The 18,699-nt window shown below is 66.0% G+C and carries 16 protein-coding genes and 1 other RNA gene; 6 read left to right on the forward strand and 11 right to left on the reverse strand.

Annotation, left to right across the window (positions count from 1 at the left end; all coding sequences use genetic code 11):
- Positions 1-103 precede the first annotated feature (103 nt).
- The 3 genes from MB901379_RS14380 to MB901379_RS14390 all read right to left on the reverse strand — a co-directional run bounded on the left by MB901379_RS14380 (position 104) and on the right by MB901379_RS14390 (position 5,406).
- Positions 104-1,675 carry an alpha/beta hydrolase gene (locus MB901379_RS14380; protein ID WP_158017287.1) on the reverse strand — a complete coding sequence of 524 codons (1,572 nt, stop codon included), beginning with the start codon at positions 1,673-1,675 and terminating at the stop codon, positions 104-106.
- A 723-nt stretch (positions 1,676-2,398) separates the two neighbouring features.
- Positions 2,399-3,955: an alpha/beta hydrolase gene (locus MB901379_RS14385; protein WP_158017288.1), complete on the reverse strand. Its 1,557-nt coding sequence runs from the start codon at positions 3,953-3,955 to the stop codon at positions 2,399-2,401.
- Between the two features lie 59 nt (positions 3,956-4,014).
- Positions 4,015-5,406, reverse strand: coding sequence for a WS/DGAT/MGAT family O-acyltransferase (locus tag MB901379_RS14390; RefSeq protein WP_158017289.1), 1,392 nt, complete (start codon positions 5,404-5,406; stop codon positions 4,015-4,017).
- 193 nt (positions 5,407-5,599) lie between these two features.
- On the opposite strand from MB901379_RS14390, the gene panB reads away from it, so the two are divergent.
- Entirely contained in the window at positions 5,600-6,454 is an 855-nt protein-coding gene (gene panB, locus MB901379_RS14395) for a 3-methyl-2-oxobutanoate hydroxymethyltransferase (protein WP_158019179.1), read from the forward strand.
- A 1-nt stretch (position 6,455) separates the two neighbouring features.
- On the opposite strand, the gene MB901379_RS14400 is transcribed toward panB, so the two are convergent.
- Complete coding sequence (locus tag MB901379_RS14400; RefSeq protein ID WP_158017290.1) at positions 6,456-6,842, reverse strand: heme-binding protein; 387 nt, start codon at positions 6,840-6,842, stop codon at positions 6,456-6,458.
- 126 nt (positions 6,843-6,968) lie between these two features.
- Between MB901379_RS14400 and MB901379_RS14405 the strand changes: the two genes are divergently transcribed.
- Positions 6,969-8,531: a CYTH and CHAD domain-containing protein gene (locus MB901379_RS14405; RefSeq protein WP_158017291.1), complete on the forward strand. Its 1,563-nt coding sequence runs from the start codon at positions 6,969-6,971 to the stop codon at positions 8,529-8,531.
- A gap of 38 nt (positions 8,532-8,569) precedes the next feature.
- On the opposite strand, the gene rnpB is transcribed toward MB901379_RS14405, so the two are convergent.
- The 5 genes from rnpB to cobC form a co-directional block, all read right to left on the reverse strand.
- Positions 8,570-8,997, reverse strand: an RNA gene (gene rnpB / locus MB901379_RS14410) — RNase P RNA component class A.
- A gap of 487 nt (positions 8,998-9,484) precedes the next feature.
- On the reverse strand, positions 9,485-10,609 hold the full coding sequence (locus tag MB901379_RS14415; protein ID WP_158017292.1) for a bifunctional RNase H/acid phosphatase: 1,125 nt from the start codon (positions 10,607-10,609) through the stop codon (positions 9,485-9,487).
- Entirely contained in the window at positions 10,606-11,343 is a 738-nt protein-coding gene (locus MB901379_RS14420) for a zinc ribbon domain-containing protein (RefSeq protein ID WP_158017293.1), read from the reverse strand. The genes MB901379_RS14415 and MB901379_RS14420 overlap by 4 nt, the downstream gene beginning before the upstream one ends.
- 23 nt (positions 11,344-11,366) lie before the next feature.
- On the reverse strand, positions 11,367-12,503 hold the full coding sequence (locus tag MB901379_RS14425) for a Nif3-like dinuclear metal center hexameric protein (protein WP_158017294.1): 1,137 nt from the start codon (positions 12,501-12,503) through the stop codon (positions 11,367-11,369).
- On the reverse strand, positions 12,500-13,558 hold the full coding sequence (cobC, locus tag MB901379_RS14430) for an Rv2231c family pyridoxal phosphate-dependent protein CobC (RefSeq protein WP_158017295.1): 1,059 nt from the start codon (positions 13,556-13,558) through the stop codon (positions 12,500-12,502). Before cobC ends, MB901379_RS14425 begins: the two co-directional genes overlap by 4 nt.
- Positions 13,559-13,796: 238 nt before the next feature.
- Between cobC and MB901379_RS14435 the strand changes: the two genes are divergently transcribed.
- Genes MB901379_RS14435 through MB901379_RS14445 form a run of 3 tightly spaced genes read left to right on the forward strand, consistent with a single transcriptional unit; the run spans position 13,797 to position 15,845 of the window.
- Entirely contained in the window at positions 13,797-14,516 is a 720-nt protein-coding gene (locus MB901379_RS14435) for an HAD-IA family hydrolase (protein ID WP_174237023.1), read from the forward strand.
- Positions 14,517-14,550: 34 nt separating this feature from the next.
- On the forward strand, positions 14,551-15,030 hold the full coding sequence (locus MB901379_RS14440) for a low molecular weight protein-tyrosine-phosphatase (RefSeq protein ID WP_269462795.1): 480 nt from the start codon (positions 14,551-14,553) through the stop codon (positions 15,028-15,030).
- The gene (locus tag MB901379_RS14445) at positions 15,030-15,845 is read left to right on the forward strand and encodes an SURF1 family cytochrome oxidase biogenesis protein (protein WP_158019180.1); all 816 of its coding nucleotides are present in this window, start codon (positions 15,030-15,032) and stop codon (positions 15,843-15,845) included. Before MB901379_RS14440 ends, MB901379_RS14445 begins: the two co-directional genes overlap by 1 nt.
- On the opposite strand, the gene MB901379_RS14450 is transcribed toward MB901379_RS14445, so the two are convergent.
- Complete coding sequence (locus tag MB901379_RS14450) at positions 15,827-16,768, reverse strand: cobalamin biosynthesis protein (RefSeq protein ID WP_158017298.1); 942 nt, start codon at positions 16,766-16,768, stop codon at positions 15,827-15,829. The genes MB901379_RS14445 and MB901379_RS14450 overlap by 19 nt on opposite strands.
- Before the next feature lie 113 nt (positions 16,769-16,881).
- Between MB901379_RS14450 and MB901379_RS14455 the strand changes: the two genes are divergently transcribed.
- Positions 16,882-17,697 (forward strand): oxygenase MpaB family protein, encoded by an 816-nt coding sequence (locus MB901379_RS14455; protein WP_197717807.1) that lies wholly within the window; start codon positions 16,882-16,884, stop codon positions 17,695-17,697.
- A gap of 20 nt (positions 17,698-17,717) precedes the next feature.
- Here the strand turns inward: MB901379_RS14455 and MB901379_RS14460 are convergent, their stop codons facing one another.
- Positions 17,718-18,638, reverse strand: coding sequence for a cation diffusion facilitator family transporter (locus MB901379_RS14460; protein ID WP_158019182.1), 921 nt, complete (start codon positions 18,636-18,638; stop codon positions 17,718-17,720).
- Positions 18,639-18,699: the final 61 nt, after the last annotated feature.

Below are 18,699 nucleotides of genomic sequence, written 5' to 3' on the forward strand. Positions count from 1 at the left end.
TATGCAAGCTCTGTTAATAATGTGTTACCGATGCCCGGCCAGGCGCGTTGCGCAATGCACTCGAGTAGACCATGGGGGCACTCGAGCAGACCATGGGGCCGATTCAGGAGGCGCAGCGCAGATTTGCTGGCGGCAACGTCAGGTTCAAGAAGTAACGCGTCGCCGCGCTATCCACACAATCGTTGCCGTCGAACACCACGGTGTGCTGGGTTCCGTCATAGGTGATCAACGGGGCGCCCAGCTGTCGGGCCAGGTCCACTCCGGCCTGGTACGGGGTGGCCGGGTCATGGGTGGTTGAAACCACGACAACCTTGCCAGGTCCCGCCGGCGACGCGGCGTGCGGAATCGACGTCGCGGGCACCGGCCACAACGCGCACAGATCGCGCGGCGCGAACCCGGTGAACTGGCCGTAGCTGAGGAACGGAGCCGCCTGGCGGAACTGTTGGTCGGCCGCGACCCACGATGGCGGATCCGTCGGCGTCGGCGCGTCGACGCAGCGAATCGCGTTGAACGCGTCCTGGCCGTTGGTGTAGTGGCCCTCGCGGTCGCGGCCGTCGTAGTCGTCGGCAAGCAACAACAGATCCCCCGCATCGGTGCCGCGCTGCAGCCCGAGCAGACCACTGGTCAGGTACTTCCAGTGCTGCGGGGTGTACAAGGCGTTGATGGTGCCGGTAGTCGCGTCGGCGTAGCTCAGCCCGCGTGGATCTGACGTCCTGCCTGGCTTGCTGACCAGCGGGTCGACCAGAGCGTGGTAGCGGTTGATCCACTGGGCCGGGTCGGTGCCCAGCGGGCAGGCCGGCGAACGGGCGCAGTCGGCGGCATAGTCGTTGAACGCGGTCTGGAAGCCCGCCAGTTGTTTGGCGTTTTCCTCGATCGGGCCGCTCGTCGGGTCGATGGCGCCGTCGAGCATCATCGCCCGGACATGGGTGCCGAACCGCTCCACGTAGGCCGTACCTAGCTCGGTGCCATAGCTGTAGCCCAGGTAATTGATCTGCTCGTCGCCGAGTGCCTGGCGGATTATGTCCATGTCACGCGCGGCCGATGCCGTGCCGACGTTGGCCAAGAATCCCAGGCCCATCCGGTCAGCACACCGCTGCACCCACTCGCGGTACACCTGCTCGATGTGGGCTACCCCCGCCGGGCTGTAGTCGACCATTGGGTCGCGCCGGTAAGCGTCGAACTCGGCGTCGGTGCGACAACGCAGGGCCGGCGTCGAGTGGCCGACACCGCGCGGGTCGAAGCCCACCAGGTCGAAGTGACGGGCGATGGCAGTGTCCTTCAAATCGGGCGCCATCCCGGCGATCATGTCAACCGCGGAGGCGCCGGGCCCGCCCGGGTTGACGAACAGCGACCCGATCCGCTGTCCGGTCGCCGGAACCCGGATCACCGCCAATTTCGCTTGTGTTCCGCCGGGTTTGTCATAGTCGACGGGCACCGAAATGGCCGTGCAGCGCGCGGTCGGAAGGTCGCGGACGTTATCGACAAAGGTCGCGCACGAGCCCCAGCCCTGCTGTTGCTGGGTGGCGACCGGTACCCCCGGGCTTTGCGTCTGGCCGGTGCCGGGTTCTGGAGTCGCGCCGGCTATCGGCGCCACCACCAGCGGTTGTCCGGCGAATACCAGACCAAAAGAAAGCAGCGCCGAGCTCAACGATCTCAGCCGCAACATGGCGGTCATCGTCTCACCCACGGATACCCGTGGCGGCGCGAAACGGTTACGCCTTGATCTCGTATCGCGCCGGCTGGGCGCCCGCGCCAGACCCGGGTCCGGAGCACCTTTCCGGCTGGCCGACCGGGCTGGCGACCGCACCTGACCAGCGTTGGTCGGCGACAAAGCCGTACCGATTCCAACGCCATCGCATAGCATCACTGCGCACGCGAATTGCACCCGCAGCAAGACCCGAATGCGCATCGCGGTCGAGAGGTCGCCGTGACCGACCCGACGATCACCGGCGACCGAACAGGGCTCGAACCAAGCAGGGCGACGGGTTAATAGGAAATCAGGACCTGACCATGGCGTCGTTGCCCCCGGCTTTTCACCCACCGCACCTGGTCGCGGATACACGGGATGGAAAGACGGCGATGACTGCTTAGGAGAATTGGCCGCAAAAGAGCCATCCCAACGCCGTGAAAGGCTATTTCAAAGAAGAAATAACTTGACCGCAAGTGCCGACGCCACTCTAGTGGTAACCGAAGAATCTAGTGGTAACCGAAGAATCTAGTGGTAACCGAAGAAACGCTCCGCGGTGTGCTCCCCAACATCCTTCCCAAACCTACAATCCATCGTTGTCCGTCGACGACATACACGAAATAGCCTAGGGATCGCGGTAATCGTTTGGCTCCCATCGCCGATCGGTCGCCGGCGGCGGATTCAAGCACGACACTGGCTGTCTGAAACGCGCTAACACTTGGCCCCACTGGGCGGTGTGGTACCGCCGATCAGATATGCCGTGACGTAGTCGTCAATGCAGCTCTCGCCTTGGAACACCACCGTGTGCTGGGTTCCGCTGAAAGTCAGCAATGAGCCGTGCAGCTGGTTGGCCAAGTCAACCCCGGCCTTATACGGTGTCGCCGGGTCGTGGGTGGTGGACACGATCACGGTCGGCGCCAGGCCCGGCGCTGAGACGGAGTGCGGCTTGCTGGTCGGCGGCACCGGCCAGAACGCGCAAGTCCCAAGCGGCGCGTCGCCGGTGAACTTCCCGTAGCTCATAAACGGTGCGACCTCCCGCGAGCGGCGGTCTTCGTCGATGATCTTGGCGCGGTCAGTAATCGCGGGCTGGTCAACGCAGTTGATCGCCACCCGCGCATCGGTGGCGTTGGTGTAATGCCCGCGCGAGTCGCGCCGCATGTACATGTCGGCCAGGGCCAGCAGGGTGTCGCCGCGACCGTCCGCCAGCTCGGACAGCCCGTCGGTCAGGTGGTGCCACAGGTTCGGCGAGTACAGCGCCATGATGGTGCCCACGATGGCGTCGCTATAGCTGAGCCCACGATGGTCGTTTGTCCGCGCCGGTCTGCTCACCTGTAGGTTGTTCGGGTCGACCAGCGGATCGACCAAGCTGTGGTAGACGTCGACCGCCTTGGCGGGGTCGGTGCCCAACGGGCAGTTGTGGTCCTCAGCGCAGTCGGCGGCGTAGTCATTGAACGCATCCTGAAATCCCTTGGCCTGCCGCAAGTCCGCCTCAATGGGGTCGGCATTGGGATCCACGGCACCGTCGAGGATCATCGCGCGCACCCGCTGCGGATACGCCTCGGCGTAGGCCGAGCCGATCCGGGTGCCGTACGAGTACCCCAGGTAGGTCAGTTTGTCGTCGCCCAGCGCAGCGCGGATGGCGTCCAGATCCCGAGCAACGTTGACCGTTCCCACATTTGCCAGGAAGTTTTTCCCCATCTTCTCGACACAGCGGCGAACGAACTGCTTCGTCTCGTCCTCCATCCGCGCCACACCCGCCTGGCTGTAGTCCACCTGCGGTTCGGCTCGCAGTCGGTCATTGTCCGCATCGGAGTTACACCACAGCGCGGGACGCGACGACGCCACTCCACGCGGGTCGAACCCAACCAGGTCGAACCGCTCGTGTACGCGCTTCGGCAACGTCTGAAAGACACCCAACGCGGCCTCGATGCCGGATTCGCCGGGGCCGCCCGGATTGATGACCAGTGAACCGATCTTGTCTCCGGTCGCAGGAAAGCGAATCAACGCCAGCGCCGCGACGTCACCGTGCGGATTGTGATAATCGACCGGCACGGCAAGTTTGCCGCACAGTGCGCCGCCGGGAATCTCCACATTCGGGTTGGAGCTACGACACAGAGTCCATGCCACCGGCTGGCCCAGCTTCGGCTCAGCCATCCGAGCACGCCCCCCGACCACGCGGATGCAGCCCGCGAGAAGCATCGCTACGCTGGCGATCGCGGCCCATACCAGCAACATGCGCGCGAGTTTTTCGCGGCGAGACAAGCACATGGCAACCTATGGTGCCAGAGATGGTCGAAGATGCTGGTTAACCACCCTCATACGGTCGACTACCCGATCTCTGCCAGCAGTTCTTCCATCCCGATCGAGAATTCGTCGGCCATTTCCCACAGGTCCGGGAGCAGTTCCGGACACGAAACCAAACCCACATCCAGTTTGCCGTTCAGCGACATCACGGTGACGTTGAGACCCGAGCCGTGAAAGATCGGTCCCAGCGGATACATCGCGTTGACCTCACACCCCAGCATGTACAGCGGGACCTGCGGCCCTGGCACATTCGAGACCACCAGGTTGTGCACCGGCAGGCTCTGGGTCAACCGGGTCCTGGCGTAGACCCGCATTGCGATCCCGAAGACGGCCGGGGCGGCGAATTGGGACCAGTCCTGCAGCAACGTGGCTCCGATGGCCGAACTATGTTGCTTGGCAACCGAATTTGTGTGCGCGATGGCGTTCAATCGCTCCGCCGGGTCGGCGATATGGGTTTGCAGGCTGGAGAACATGCCCGAAACCTGGTTTCGCCCAGGACGATCAGACTTGCCATGCACCGAGATCGGGACCATGGCCACCAGGGACGATTCCGGCAGCGCGGCGCGCTCCAGCAGATATTGCCGAAGTGCCCCGGAAACCAAGGCCATCACCACATCGTTGACCTTGACGCCGAAGTGATCCTTGACCTTCTTGATGTCCTCTAGGTCCAATTCGGCATATGCGATGTTGCGCCGCCCGGTGATGCTGTCGTTGAACACCGTGCGCGGTGCGGCGAATGGACGCGCCATCGCCTGCCCGTCGCGAACTCGCAACAGCGTCGAAACCACCGACGACACCGTCTCTGGCACCACATTGGCCAGCTGCAAGGGTCGGGTAGCAAACCTCAGCAGGCCGCCCGCAACGATTTGCCATCCGCTGGCGCCGCCGGCACCTTCGACCGGATCTGGCGCGGGCGCGTCGGCCTCGGTGGCACACAGCTGCGAAATCAGGTTGGCGCCGGTCACGCCGTCCACCCCGGCATGGTGCACCTTCGTCATCACCGCCAGGCGTCCGTCGCGATGGCAATCGGTGCCCGCAATGCCCTCGATAACCCACATCTCCCACAGCGGTCTACGGCGGTCCAACGGCAGCGACGCGATATGGCCGCAGATCTGGGAAAGTTCGGCCCGCCCGCCCGGCGGCGGCAGCCCGATGCGGTGCAGATGGCGATCGATTTGAAAATTCGCGTCATCAACCCAGACCGGGTGGTCTAGGTTCAGCGGGCTGTCGGCAAGCTTTTCGCGAAACTCCGGCATCGCTTTGATGCGCAGTGACAACGCGTCGCGCAGGCGGTCGAAGGTATAACCGCCGGGCATGGTCGACGTGTCCAATTCCATGACCGAGCAAACATGCATGGGCTGTGATGAGGTTTCCAGGTACAGGAAGCTGGCGTCGAGGCCACTGAGCCGCTGCATCCGCCGATGTTATGTGATCAATCCCGGCTCAGCCGGTGTGATCTTGTACCAATCTGCGGGGTCAACGGTGCATCCGCGCTGAAGAGATGGCAGACTGTCACCGTCAGACGAACCCGGGGACCCACACACCAGATTTTTCTGGGGGCCACGAGGATCGACCCGACCGATACCTAGGACAGTGATGTCTGAGCAGATGTCTGAGCAAAATGTTTATGGGGTTAGCGCGTCTTCGCCCGTCGACCCGTCGGCGCCGCGAACCAAGATCAGAACCCACCACCTGCAGAAATGGAAGGCCGAAGGCCACAAGTGGGCCATGTTGACGGTCTATGACTACTCGACCGCACGGGTCTTCGACGACGCCGGCATTCCGGTGTTGTTGGTCGGCGATTCCGCCGCCAATGTCGTCTACGGCTACGACACCACCGTGCCGATCTCGATCGACGAGCTGATTCCACTGGTACGCGGCGTGGTGCGCGGCGCACCGCACGCGCTGGTCGTCGCCGACCTGCCGTTTGGTAGCTACGAGGCAGGACCCGCCGCCGCGCTGGCCGCCGCCACCCGGTTCATGAAGGAAGGCGGCGCCCATGCCGTCAAGCTTGAAGGCGGTGAGCGGGTTGCCGAGCAGATTGCCTGCTTGACCGCGGCGGGCATTCCGGTGATGGCCCACATCGGCTTCACCCCGCAAAGCGTCAACACCCTCGGTGGGTTTCGGGTACAGGGCCGCGGGGACGCCGCGGAGCAGACGATCGCGGACGCGATTGCCGTCGCCGAAGCCGGTGCTTTTTCGGTTGTGATGGAGATGGTTCCGGCCGAACTGGCCACCCAGATCACCGGCAAACTGACCATTCCGACGATCGGGATCGGGGCCGGCCCCAGCTGCGACGGCCAAGTCCTGGTGTGGCAGGACATGGCCGGCCTCAACGGCGGCAAGGCTCCCCGCTTCGTCAAACGCTATGCCGATTTAGCGAGCGTATTACGCTGCGCCGCAGTGAAATACGCGGAAGATGTGGCCACCGGGGCCTTCCCGGCCGACGAGCACTGCTTCTAGGTTATTGCTGGCATCGCTGGCGAAAATCGGTCAGCGGTTGACGAATACCCCGTAGTTCGGCGTGCACCGTGGGGTTGGCATCCATGTACTGCTGCAGTTGGTCCCGAATATCGTCGCGCGGCTGACCCCTCAAGCTGGAGAAGTAGTCGTTGACCTCGGGATGGGTGAACAGGTAAGCCGAGGTCGCCGCCGCCACCCCGGCCGACACTCCGGCCAGATCCGCAGCGGTGCAGTTCGGTGGCGGCGGGGCCGCGTCCGGATCGCCCGGATCGGCTCCGGCGACTGCCGAGGTCAAACCCGCAGCGCCGAGAAGCATTGCGCCACATATGACACCGGCAGCAACCCGTCCGATAATCAGGTGGCATGTGGCACGACCGAATGACAACATGGACCGCTCCTTTAGCAAGGTTTCAACAGGTGCAGCCAAACCCGGGCCCGCACGCGTGATGTGGCACTCTAAGATGCCTATCCACGATTGCACAACCGCGGCCACGCGCCCTCACCGGAGGCGGACATGCCCGTAACTGCGCCAAAGGCGGCGCGCCATCTGGAGGTCGAGCGCAAGTTCGACGTCGTCGAGTCGACGGTCTCGCCGTCGTTCGAGGGCATCGCGGCAGTAGGGCGGGTCGACCAGAAACCGAGTCAGGCGATGGACGCGGTTTACTTCGACACCGAGGCGCAGGATCTGGCACGCAACCGGATCACGCTACGGCGCCGCACCGGCGGCGCCGACGCCGGTTGGCATTTGAAATTGCCGGCCGGCCCCGACTCCCGTACCGAGATTCATGCCGCCCTCACCGCGTCCGACGGGGCTTCCGCGGGCGAGGTGCCGGCCGAGTTGCTGGACGTAGTGCTCGCAATCGTTCGTGACCGGCCGGTGGTGCCGGTCGCGCGAATCACCACCCAGCGCGAGAGCCAGTTGCTCTACAGCGCCGACGGTGCCGCGTTGGCCGAGTTCTGCGATGACCACGTGACCGCGTGGTCGGCGGGAGGCCCCAACGGCTCCGATAGCGAGCCGCTCGAACAACAGTGGCGCGAGTGGGAAGTCGAGCTGATCGCGCCGAACGGGGCCGACGGTAGCGAACTGCTCGACCGGCTGACCAACCGTCTGCTCGATGCGGGGGCCGCGCCCGCTGGGCATGGTTCCAAGCTGGCCCGCACGCTGGGCGCGACACCGCAAGATGCCAACCGGCCACCAGTGGACCCGGTTCACCGGGCGGTAGCCCGGCACGTCGAAGAGTTGCTGGTGTGGGATCGTGCCGTGCGCGCCAACGCCGACGATTCGGTGCACCAGATGCGAGTGACCACCCGCAAGATCCGCAGCCTGGTCAAGGACTCCCAGGTGCCGTTTACCCTGACCGACAAGGCGTGGCTGCTTGACGAACTGCGGGAGCTCGCTGGCGTTTTGGGTGTGGCACGCGACGCCGAGGTGTTGGGCGAGCGCTACCAACACGCGTTGGACGGTCTCGATCCGGCGTTGTTGCGAGGGCCCGTTCGCGAGCGTCTGGTCGGCGGGGCTCTCCGCCGCTATCGGAGCGGGCTGCGACGGTCCCTGACCGCGATGCGGTCCAAGCGGTACTTCCGACTACTGGATGCTCTCGACGCGATGGTGTCCGAATTCCCGGTCATTGGGTCGGGCCAGAAATCCGAGCGGGTGCCCCCAACCAATATCGACGCGGCCTACCGCGGTATCCAGAAGGCCGCCAAGGCCGCCAAGGCCGCGCGGCGCGGTGCGGACGAGGGAACCGACCCCGCGGACGTCGTCAACCCCAACGAAGCGTTGCACCGAATCCGTAAGCGCGCCAAGCGGCTGCGTTACACCGCCTCCGCCATCGGCGCGACCCGGGTGTCCGAACAGGCCAAGGCCATCCAGACATTGCTCGGCGATCATCAAGACAGCGTGGTCAGCCGCGAACACTTGCTTGCGCAGGCCGACGCCGCGCGCGACGCAGGCGAGGACACCTTCACCTATGGGCTGCTCTATCAGCAGGAGAGCGATTTGGCCGCCGAGTGCCGCCAGCAGCTCGACGGTGCGCTGCGCAAACTGCACAGCTCGGTGCGCAAGGCCCGGCGGTAAGGCGGGCGGCACGGCGCCCGACCAGCTGGCCGGGAGCGCGGACGAGTTGGCCTGTAAGCCGGATTCTGTTCCGTGCCGCCGCGGCTAATCCAACGGCGGCACAGCGGCGACCATCCATCTGGACACACCGTTGCCGGGTGCCTCAAGCGGCCTACCCGCAGACTCGGGCGAGCAACCCTCGAGCGTCTGCGCGGCCGCACACTCGGTGCGGCCTTCTTGGCCTTGCTTCGGGTGGGGTTTGCCGAGCCACCCCGGTCACCCGGGATGCTGGTGCGCTCTTACCGCACCGTTTCACCCTTACCGCCTCGAGGGCGGCGGTCTGTTTTCTGTGGCACTTTCCCGCGAGTCACCTCGGATTGCTGTTAGCAATCACCCTGCTCTGTGAAGTCCGGACTTTCCTCGACTCGGCGTTGCACCCCTGAATCAACAGGAGCTCAACTCGAGCCGCGGCCGCCCAGCCAACTCGTCCGCGTCAGACACGCTACCTGCTGCGCATATTCCGAGCCAACGGACGCGGCGACAGCACTTCACCGCAGGGCGCCGCCGAACCCGGTCAGCACGCCTGCTCCGGTGACCGGCTAGACGAAGCTGCTTGACACCCGAGATCTCAGGGCAAATCGTTCGGCACGGTCTTCGACCGATTCCGTCAGCACATCCAGCAGCGCGCCGGCATCGAAAATCTCGTTCACCGCTTCTTGGAACAGCTATTCCCTGGTCTGGAAATGGTTGTCGGACGACCCGACAGCGACGTCGACCGCCTGGCTGATGTCCTGAATGGGCACGTGGTGTTTGCCGTCGGTAATAGGGCCTTGCGCGGCTTGGATAACGCGGCTCGAGTGCGCTGCTTGCGCCGTTGCGTCACGGTTTGGCGGTTTGGCGACATTGTCCACGCGCTGGCGTCCCTGGTTGAGCGCTTACGCGCTCGCCAGCTCGGCGACGGCGGCGTTGACCGATCAGCCCAAGTAGCCGGTCTGGTTCACCATTCGCACCGATGCCGCACCATCGGAATAGAACTCGGCGATGCTCAGCGAGGCCAGATCGAGATGCAACCGGTAGAGCACACCCGAACCGGCATCCAGGGCGAGCCGTAGCAGCATCTTGATCGGCGTGACGTGTGAGACCACCAGCACGGTCGCACCTTCATAGCCGGCGATGATCCGGTCACGCCCCCGGCGAACCCGCCGCAACACGTCGTCGAAGCTCTCCCCGCCGGGCGGTGTGGTGCTGGCGTCCCGTAGCCAGCGCCGATGCAACTCAGGATCGCGCTTGGCCGCCTCGGCGAAGGTCATGCCCTCCCATGCCCCGAAATCGGTCTCGATCAGGTCATCGTCCACCGCCACGTCCAGACCGAGGGCTCGGCCAGCCGTCGTTGCGGTGTCGTAGGCGCGCTGCAGAGGTGAGGAGACCACCGCTGCGATCCCGCCGCGTTTGGCCAGATACCGGGCTGCCAGGCCGGCCTGCCGCCACCCCACCTCGTTCAATGCCGGATTTCCGCGGCCGGAATAGCGGCGCTGCACAGATAATTGGGTCTGCCCGTGTCGCAGCAAAAGCAGTCGGGTGGTCGTGCCCCGAGTACCGGCCCACCCCGGGGCCGCCACCGACACTCCAGTGCCCACATTGGTGGGGTCGGGGACAGCCACCGGCACGGCGGTGTTTCCACTCGGACGATTGGTACGAGCGGCGGCGTCCATCGCTTCGTTGGCCAACCGATCGGCATAGGTATTCCTGGATCGTGGCACCCAGGTGTAGGTGATCCGTCGGAAATGCTGCGCCAACTCGTGGGCTTGGGCATGCAGTTCCACCAAGTCCGGGTGCTTGACCTTCCAGCGTCCCGCCATCTGCTCGACCACCAGCTTGGAGTCCATCAGGACCGTCGCCTCGGTGACGCCCAGCTTCACAGCGTCGTCCAAACCGGCTATCAACCCTCGGTATTCGGCAACGTTGTTGGTGGCCCGGCCGATCGCCTGTTTGCTTTCGGCCAACACGGTCGCGCGGTCGGCCGTCCACACCACCGCGCCATATCCGGCGGGTCCGGGGTTACCCCGCGACCCACCGTCGGCTTCGATGATTACTTTCACGGCTCAAGACCTTTTACCCGCAACAGGATCGCTCCACACTCCGGACACCGCAGCACTTCATCCTCGGCGGCAGCCGAGATGCGGGCCAACTCGCCTCGGCCGATCTCGAGTCGGCAAGCGCCACAGCGGTGACCTTGTAGCGGCGCCGCACCCGGCCCTCCCCCAGCACGTTGTCGCTCGTAGAGCGCCGAAAGGTCGGGATCAAGTGTCGCGGTCAGCTCGTCGCGTCGTGACGAATGTCCTTCGCGGGACTGGTCGAGTTCGACCAGGGCGACATCGAGGGCTTGCCGAGCAGCGGCCACCTCGGCCTGCAGACCGTCGAGCGTGGCGACCTCGGCGGTCTGCTGAGCCTGCAGCTCCTCGCGGCGCTCCATCACTTCCAGCAGGGAATCCTCCAGGCTGGCCTGGCGGCGTTCCAGGGTCTGCAGTTCGTGCTGTAGGTCGGCCAATTGCTTGGCATCGGTAGCGCCCGACGACAACAAGGACCGATCCCGGTCTTCGCGCTTGCGCACCGCATCGATCTCGGTCTCAAGGCGCGACACCTGGGCGTCCAAATCCTCCACAGCGATCCGCAGGGCCGCCAGCCGATCACTGGCCTCGCCGTGCTCAACCTGCGCCTGCTCGAAGGCCTTGCGCTCCGGCAGATGAGCGACGCGATGCGCCAGCCGGGACAACTCAGCATCCACCTTCGCTAACTCCAATAGCGAACGTTGCTGTGCCGCTTCGGCTTTCATCCTTTATTCTCCAGGTCCTATGCTCAGGTGTCGTTCTCGCGCGGTGCTTTTACATTCCAGGGGTCGGTGCGGACGGTGCACACACGCACCGGCAACGACGGGCCGAAATGGGACTGCAGCAAGTTAGCGGCCTGGCCACACCACGGGAATTCGCTTGCCCAATGTGCAACGTCAACCAAGGCCACGTGTGAGGATCGGCAGTGCTCGTCGGCGGGGTGGTGCCGCAGATCAGCGGTCACGTAAGCCTGTACGTCGGCGGCTGCGGCGGCGCTCAACAGCGAATCCCCCGCACCACCGCAGACCGCGACCCGAGACACGGGCATGTCCGGATCGCCGGCAGCGCGCACCCCCCAAGAAGTCCGCGGCAAGACGGCCTCGACACGGCAGACGAAGGCACTTAGCGGTTCGGGTTCGGGCAGCGTTCCGATGCGCCCCAAGCCAACGTCCCGGGGCGGCGGCACCAGCGCGAAAATGTCGAACGCCGGCTCCTCATACGGGTGTGCCGCGCGCATCGCCGTCAATACTGCGGGCCGCGCCCGCGCCGACGCAATGACCTCGACCCGGTTCTCCGTCACTCGCTCGACCGCGCCGACGCTACCTATTGCCGGCGACGCCCCCTCAAGTGGCAGAAACTGCCCGGTACCGGTGACGCTCCAACTGCAATGCGAGTAGTCACCGATATGTCCGGCTCCGGCCTCGAAAACCGCAGCCTGCACCGTTTCGGCGTGCTCACGCGGCACATAGATGACCCACTTGTCGAGGTCGGACACATCCGGCAACCGAGCCAGAACCGATTCGACGGTAAGTCCCAGCGCCTGCGCCAGCGCATCGGATACCCCCGGCGCCGCCGAGTCGGCGTTGGTATGCGCGGTGAACAGCGAACGGCCGGATCGGATCAAGCGGTGCACGAGCGCGCCTTTGGCGGTATTGGCCGCTACCGAGTCGACCCCGCGCAGCAGCAATGGATGATGGGCTAGCAGCAGACCGCCTTCGGGAACCTCGTCGACCACGGCCGGCGTCGCGTCCACCGCGATGGTCACCGAATCCAGCACTTCCGCGGGGTCGCCACACACCAAGCCAACCGAATCCCACGATTCGGCCAGACGTGGCGGATAAGCCTCGTCCAGCACCTCGATGACGTCAGCCAGCCGCACGCTCATCGGCACCTCCCCGTACCCGCAGCCCGGTCGGCGGTTCCGCAGATGGCTTCGACCAGCTGGGGCCATTCCGATCGCACCGCAACACGCAGATAGCGCCCGTCCAGACCGACAAAGGTGTCGCAGCGTCGCACAGCGATTCCCTTGTACTGCAATTCTTTCCGTATCCGATCGGCATCCGGAAGGGCGAACAACACAAACGGCGCGCAGCCATCGACCACCGTGGCACCGACCGATTCGAGACCGGCCACCATCTCGGCGCGCACAGCACTCAAGCGCACAGCATCGGCGGCGGCCTCGGCCACGGCTTCGGGCCCACAGCATGCCGCGATGGCGGCCAACTGCAGCGTGCCCACCGGCCAGTGGGCGCGCTGGGTGGTCAGTTGGGCCAACACGTCCGGGGCGCCCAGCGCGTAGCCAACCCGCAGACCAGCCAGCGACCACGTCTTGGTGAGGCTACGCAGCACCAGCACGTCGGGCAGTGAGTCACCGGCCAGCGACTCCGATTCTCCGGGAACTGAATCTGCGAACGCCTCGTCGACCACCAGAACCCGTCCGGGGCGGCGTAACGCCAGCAGCTGCTCACGGGTGTGCAGCACCGACGTCGGATTGGTCGGATTGCCCACCACCACCAGGTCGGCGTCGTCGGGCACCGCACTCGCGTCCAGGTGGAAGGGGGGCTCGAGGACCACATGGTGCACCGGCACTCCGGCCGTGCTCAGGGCCACCCCCGGCTCGGTGAACGAGGGCGCGACGATTGCCGCCCGTTGCGGACGCAGGTTGCTCAGCAACGCAAAGCCTTCGGTTGCGCCGGACAGGGGCACCACCTGGGCCCGGGTCCGGCGGTGCCGGTGGGCCACCACGTCTTGGGCACGGTGCACCTCATCGAGGCTTGGGTAGCGGGCCAGATCAGGTAACCGCGCTGCCAAGAGTTCGATGAGCCACTGCGGCGGACGAGGGTGACGGACATTGACGGCGAAATCCAGCATGCCCGGCGCGGCGGCCTGGTCACCGTGATAGCGCGCCGCGGCAAGGGAGCTCCTGTACAGACCCGCCACCTGTGAAACACTAGTGCGCCGATGCGCGGATCAGGCATCCGGAGCACCAGGCTCGTGCCCAGACCCGGGCAACGCCCCGGCATGCTCTGGCCGGCCCACCGCGAATACCTGCGTTTCCGGGCCGCTTGGGTCTGCCGCAGTGCGCCCGGCCGGGCTTGAACGAGCCAATCCGGTGTGCCGACCGGGCCACCATTGCCTCCTGGTTCGGACCGCCGCCGCATCAACGACAATGGAACGCGTGACAGGTTCGATCGCGGCCGATCCGCCGGCCGATCCCGACGCCGCCCAGCAGCGCGCGCAGATGCCGCCCGGGACGCCGGAGCTGGTAATTTTCGATCTCGACGGCACCCTTACCGACTCGGCGCACGGGATCGTGGCCAGCTTTCGCCACGCGCTCGACCACATCGGTGCCGACATTCCTGACGGCGACCTAGCCGCCCGGATCGTCGGCCCGCCGATGGACGACACCTTCCACTCCATGGCGCTCGGAGACCGCGTCGGCGAGGCGATTGCGGCGTTTCGGGCCGAGTACGCCGCCCGCGGCTGGGCGATGAACACCCCGTTCGACGGGATCGCAGCGCTGCTGGCAGACCTGCGCGCCGCCGGCATCCGGCTGGCCGTGGCCACATCCAAGTTGGAGCACACGGCGCGCCGTATCCTCACCCATTTCGGGCTCGATCAGCATTTCGAGGTCGTAGCCGGAGCGACCGGCGATGGCACCCGTAGCAACAAGACCGAGGTGCTGGCACACGCGCTGGCGCAGCTGCAGCCATTACCGGAGCGTGTGCTGATGGTCGGAGACCGCAGCCATGATGTGGAAGGGGCCGCGGCGCACGGCATCGAGACGATCGTGGTCGGCTGGGGTTACGGCCAGGACGACTTCGGCAACGACGAGCCCAGCACCGCATTGCTGCATGCTGCGACGGTCGACGAGCTGCGGGAGGCGCTCGGTGTCTGATCCAGACGGCCGGTACCTCGGGTCCGAGGCATCTTTGCACGTCACGTTTGTGTGCACCGGCAACATCTGTCGCTCCCCGATGGCGGAGAAGATGTTCGCCCACCAACTCAAGGAACGGGGGCTGGGCGGCGCGGTGCGGGTGACCAGCGCGGGCACCGGCAACTGGCACGTCGGCAGCGGACTCGACGAGCGCGCGAGGCGGGTCCTGCGCGCCCACGGCTACCCCACCGAGCACTGTGCCGCCCAGGTCAACGCCGACCATCTGGCGGCAGATCTGATCATTGCCCTGGGCCGCAACCATGCTCGGCTGTTGCGTCAGCTAGGCGCCGCGGAGAGCAGGCTACGGATGCTGCGGTCATTCGACCCGCGGTCGGGTGCCCACATCCCCGATGTGGAGGATCCCTACTACGGCGAGCATGCCGACTTCGAGCAGGTTTTCGAGGTAATCGAGGCCGCCTTGCCCGGCCTGCACGGCTGGGTCGACGAGCGGCTGGCTCAGAATGGGTCGGGGTGATGCGCCGCCTGGCGTTCTTGATGCGACCCGGGTGGATAGCGCTGGGCTTGGTCGTCATCGCCTTCACCTACCTGTGCTTCACCGTGCTGGCGCCCTGGCAGCTGGGAAAGAACACCAAGACCTCCCGGGAGAACCGCCAGATCGACCACTCCCTCAACACACCGCCCGTACCACTGACAACACTTCTTCCACAACAGGATTCATCGGCGCCCGACTCGCAATGGCGCAGGGTGACGACCACTGGGCATTACCTGCCCGGTGGTCAGGTGGTAGCCCGGCTGCGCGTCGTAGCAGGGGACCAGGCCTTCGAGGTGTTGGCCCCGTTCGCCGTCGACGACGGACCGACCGTTCTTGTCGACCGCGGGTTTGTGCGGCCCGAGCCGGGCTCGCACGTTCCGGCGTTTGCACGCCCGCCCGAGCAAACCGTGACCATCACGGGGCGACTGCGTGACTCCGAACCCGTCGTGCCGGGCAAGAAGCCGTTCACCCGGGATGGTTTCCGGCAGGTGTACTCGATCAACACCGGACAGATCTCGGCGCTGACTGGAGTCCCACTGACCGGGTCATATCTGCAGTTGGTCGAGGACCAGCCCGGCGGGCTGGGACTACTCGGCGTGCCGCACCTGGACTCCGGACCATTCCTGTCCTACGGCATCCAATGGATTTCGTTCGGCATCCTGGCGCCCATCGGATTGGGTTATTTCGTCTACGCCGAGATGCGCGCGCGCCGGCGGGAAACACCGGTGGCTAAACCGGCGGACAAGCCGATGAGCGTCGACGAGAAGCTCGCCGACCGCTACGGTCGGCGGCGGTAGAGCGACAAGAGCGCACACCCGGCCGCCGCGGCCTGCACCAGCCGCGACAACATCACCGCCCTCCGCAGATCGGCCACGGTGGGTTGTCGCCCAGCCCCCAGCGTCGGCCGGATCTGCAGCTCGTAGCGATACTGCGTGGGGCCGCCCAGTTGCACGCGAAGAGCCCCGGCGAACGCCGCCTCGACGACTCCGGCGTTCGGGCTGGGGTGCCGTTCGGCGTCGCGGCGCCAGGCCCGCACCGCATCCGAGAGCGATCCGCCGATGACCGGCGCGCATATCACCACCAGCGCAGCGGTCACGCGGGCGGCGAGATAGTTGGCCAGATCGTCCAAACGTGCTGCGGCCCAACCGAAGCGGCGATAGCGTGGCGAGCGATAGCCGATCATGGAATCCAAGGTGTTGATCGCACGGTAGCCCAGCACTCCGGGCGCGCCTCCCACCATCGCCCAGAGCAAGGGCGCCACCTGGGCGTCGGAGGTGTTCTCGGCAACGGACTCCAGCGCCGCGCGGGTCAGGCCCGCCACGTCCAGCTGGTCCGGATCCCGCCCGCACAATGCGGGCAGCTGCCGGCGCGCCGCCTCGACGTCGCCGCGCTCCAACAGGTCAGACATCGTTAGGCCGGTGCGTGCCAGCGAGGTTCCTCCCAGAGAGATCCAGGTGGCCGTGGCCGTGGCCGTGGCGAACCACAGGCCCCCGCGACACCGCTGCATGGCGGCCCCGACCAGGGCGGCCGCACTCACCAAGACCGTCACGTGCACCGCTCCGGCCACCCGGTTGTCGCGGTAGGTGATCTGCTCCAACTTGGCGGCCAGCCGCCCGAACACCGCGACCGGGTGACCTCGTTTGGGGTCGCCCACGGCGAGGTCTGCCAGGTAGCCGGCCAGCACGCCAAGGATCCGGGTCTGCCGCGCCGACGACAACACCCTGGCAGCGTCTCATACCGCTGCCATGCCGGTACCAACGCACCAGGACCGACCATCTCAACCCGACGACGGCGGACACGTGGTCTACTCGTTGACATGGGGCTCGATCCGCGATGAGGCGGCCCGCGACCCGGGTCGCCGACCTGTTGAACCCGGCCGCGGTGTTGCTGCCGGCGGCCAACGTAATCATGCAGCTGTCCTTGCCGGGCGTCGGCTATGGCGTGCTGGAAAGCCCGGTGGACAGCGGCAACGTCTACCAGCATCCCTTCAAGCGCGCCCGGACAACCGGCACTTACCTGGCGGTGGCGACCATCGGCACCGAATCCGACCGGGCCCTGATGCGCAACGCGGTGGACGCCGTCCACAGACAGGTTCGGTCGACCGCCTCGAGCCCGGTGTCCTACAACGCGTTCGACCCCAAGTTGCAGCTGTGGGTGGCGGCCTGTCTATACCGCTACTTTGTCGACCAACACGAGTTCTTGCATGGCCCGCTCGACGACACCGCCGCCGACTCGATCTACCGCGACGCCAAGCGATTAGGCACCACACTGCAGGTACCCGAACGCATGTGGCCGCCGGACCGGGTCGCCTTCGCCGAATACTGGAAGCGCTCGCTCGACGAGCTGCACATCGACCCGCCGGTGCGGGAACACCTGCGCGGGGTGGCCTCGATGGCGTTTCTGGCGCGGCCGCTACGGCTGCTGGCGGGCCCGTTCAATCTGTTCGCCACCACGGGATTCTTAGCGCCGGAGTTTCGCGAGCTGATGCGGCTGGGATGGTCGCAGGCCCAGCAGCGCCGCTTCGAATGGCTGTTGTCCGCCCTCCGGCTGGCCGACCGGTTGATTCCGCATCGGGCGTGGCTCTTCGGGTATCAGCTTTACCTGTGGGACATGCGGTTTCGCGCGCGGCGAGGGTGGCGCATCGTCTAGCAACGGAGGTCCCGGCCAAGCTATGCGCCCCGCGCGGCCCAGGTGAAACTGCGCATCTGAGGCAACCTGGCGGCAAGCCGGTCGGCGACCTGACGGCCGATATCGTCGGCGTCGGCCACCGAGGCGGCGGAATCGACCCAGCCCTCGACCTCCACCCGCAGCGTGCGTCCCGTCCAGCGGGCACGCGCGTGCGCGTGGCTGATCCCTGGTGTTTCCGCGGCGACTGCCTCCGCGGTGGCGATGACCTCCGGGTCGACCCCGTCGAGCAGCCGGTGCCCAATCTCGGCAGTCACCTCCCAACCGACATGGCAGATGAACCCCGTCACCACGATGCCGGCGACCCCGTCGGCCCATGTCCAGCCCGCAGCGACCCCGCACAGTCCCAGCAGTGCCCCCGCCGAGGACAGTGCGTCCAGCCAGGAATGACGGGCATCGGCGATCAGGGTCGCCGACTGGATGCGTCGGCCCACGACGAGCTTGTAGCGCGCGACCAGTTGATTGCCCACAATCGCCGTCAGCGCGGCGCCGATACCCCAGCCAACATTGCGAGTCTCCCCGTGCCGCAACAGCTTTTCCACACTCTCCACCCCCGCGACCACCGCACTGGCCCAGATCACCAGGGCCACACCGACTCCCGCGAGGTCTTCAGCGCGTTCGAAACCATAGGGGTTTCGGTCGGTGGGCAACTTGCGTGACGCCCGGAATCCGACGAACACCAAGACACTGGTCAACACATCGGACAGGTTGTGCAACGCGTCGCCCAACAACGCCACTGAGCCGGAAATGGCGGCAATCGCGAGTTCGATCAGGCCCGTCAATCCCAGGCCAACCGCGCTGAGAGCCACGGCGCGGTTGGCCCGACGGCGTTCTGCCACATCATCGAATGAAGACCGCAAGGGAAAACTCGCGGCGGGATCTCGCAGGCCGCTGATCATATGCATGGGTGCCAGCGTGCTCTCGTTGGCGTCGAGTGTGCAATCCACGATGCCAAACCGGCGTGTT

Source organism: Mycobacterium basiliense (assembly GCF_900292015.1).
In the GTDB taxonomy this organism is placed as follows: Bacteria; Actinomycetota; Actinomycetes; order Mycobacteriales; family Mycobacteriaceae; genus Mycobacterium; species Mycobacterium basiliense.

Excerpts from the sequence above, each read along its gene's own strand:
- MB901379_RS14420 (WP_158017293.1), bottom strand. The coding sequence starts at position 11,343 with ATGAAAGCCGAAGCGGCACAGCAACGTTCGCTATTGGAGTTAGCGAAG.
- MB901379_RS14385 (WP_158017288.1), bottom strand. The coding sequence starts at position 3,955 with ATGTGCTTGTCTCGCCGCGAAAAACTCGCGCGCATGTTGCTGGTATGG.
- MB901379_RS14400 (WP_158017290.1), bottom strand. The coding sequence starts at position 6,842 with ATGTTGTCATTCGGTCGTGCCACATGCCACCTGATTATCGGACGGGTT.
- panB (WP_158019179.1), top strand. The coding sequence starts at position 5,600 with ATGTCTGAGCAAAATGTTTATGGGGTTAGCGCGTCTTCGCCCGTCGAC.
- MB901379_RS14380 (WP_158017287.1), bottom strand. The coding sequence starts at position 1,675 with ATGACCGCCATGTTGCGGCTGAGATCGTTGAGCTCGGCGCTGCTTTCT.
- MB901379_RS14390 (WP_158017289.1), bottom strand. The coding sequence starts at position 5,406 with ATGCAGCGGCTCAGTGGCCTCGACGCCAGCTTCCTGTACCTGGAAACC.
- MB901379_RS14455 (WP_197717807.1), top strand. The coding sequence starts at position 16,882 with ATGAGGCGGCCCGCGACCCGGGTCGCCGACCTGTTGAACCCGGCCGCG.
- MB901379_RS14425 (WP_158017294.1), bottom strand. The coding sequence starts at position 12,503 with ATGAGCGTGCGGCTGGCTGACGTCATCGAGGTGCTGGACGAGGCTTAT.
- MB901379_RS14445 (WP_158019180.1), top strand. The coding sequence starts at position 15,030 with ATGCGCCGCCTGGCGTTCTTGATGCGACCCGGGTGGATAGCGCTGGGC.
- MB901379_RS14460 (WP_158019182.1), bottom strand. The coding sequence starts at position 18,638 with ATGCATATGATCAGCGGCCTGCGAGATCCCGCCGCGAGTTTTCCCTTG.
- MB901379_RS14405 (WP_158017291.1), top strand. The coding sequence starts at position 6,969 with ATGCCCGTAACTGCGCCAAAGGCGGCGCGCCATCTGGAGGTCGAGCGC.